This window comes from Streptomyces sp. NPDC006207, from assembly GCF_040613835.1.
In the GTDB taxonomy this organism is placed as follows: Bacteria; Actinomycetota; Actinomycetes; order Streptomycetales; family Streptomycetaceae; genus Actinacidiphila.
In genome coordinates this window covers 1-1,026 of sequence record NZ_JBEXSX010000163.1, presented here as the reverse complement: position 1 = coordinate 1,026, position 1,026 = coordinate 1, and the positions used below count along the sequence as shown (strand labels likewise).

Genomic DNA, 1,026 nt, shown 5'->3' with positions numbered 1-1,026 from the left:
GGGCATACCGTTGGTCAGGCTGCCATCGCACATAAGGTCGTCAAGAAAGTGGTGTTCGTCGGCTCGCCGGCAACCGGTGCACGGATTGCGGAGTCGGCCGCGAAGCGTGTGCTGCCGTGCGTGCTCGAACTGGGCGGAAAGTCGGCGAACATCATTTTCGGTGACGCGGACCTGAAGCGCGCGGCGCTGACGGCACAGGCGGCGATCTTCGCGGGCGCTGGCCAAAGCTGCGTTGCCGGCTCGCGATTGCTCGTCCAGCGCTCCGTCTATGACGAGTTCGTCTCGATGGTTGCGACCGGCGCGAAGAAGATCAAAGTCGGCGACCCGCTCGACGACAGCACCGAAGTCGGCCCGATCAACAATCGCAAGCAGTACGACCACGTCATGTCGATGATCGCGCGTGGCGTCGAAGCCGGAGCCACGCTCGCATCGGGATCGACTGAAGTGTCGGACGGCGGCTACTTCGTGACCCCTACCGTCTTGGCAAACGTCACCAACGAAATGGACGTCGCACGCACCGAGATCTTCGGTCCGGTCGTCGCTGCCATTCCGTTCGACACGGAAGACGAAGCCATCGCGATTGCCAACGATACTGAATTCGGTCTCGCCGGGGCCGTGTGGACGACCGATGTCGGCCGTGCGCACCGGGTGGCCGCACAGGTGAATGCCGGCACGTTCTGGGTGAACGGATACAAGACGATCAACGTTGCGTCTCCGTTCGGCGGGTATGGTCTCAGCGGCTATGGCCGATCCAGCGGCGTCGAGGCTCTTTACGAGTACACGCAGACGAAGAGCGTGTGGGTCGAAACGGCGAAAGAACCGGCGACTGCGTTCGGCTATCTGTAAGGCGAAGTGGGCTCCCGCCAAAGAAGGCGGGAGTCGAGACGGAGGAAGGGGATATGGAAACGGTGGTCAGTACGCGCGAACATGGCCTCGCCGCCGAGACCGACCTGTCGGCGGTGCTGGGGCATCTGGACGACGTCAAGCCCTCGCTGCTGATCCTGGACTCGGTGCAGACGGTCGCCT

Annotated in this window: 1 protein-coding gene; it reads left to right on the top strand. The window is 63.2% G+C overall.

Annotated features, from left to right (window positions below; genetic code table 11):
• Window positions 1–846 (top strand): aldehyde dehydrogenase family protein (locus tag ABZ312_RS45155; protein ID WP_500440238.1); only part of this gene is annotated, 846 nt, incomplete at its 5' end.
• Between the last annotated feature and the right edge of the window lie 180 nt (window positions 847–1,026).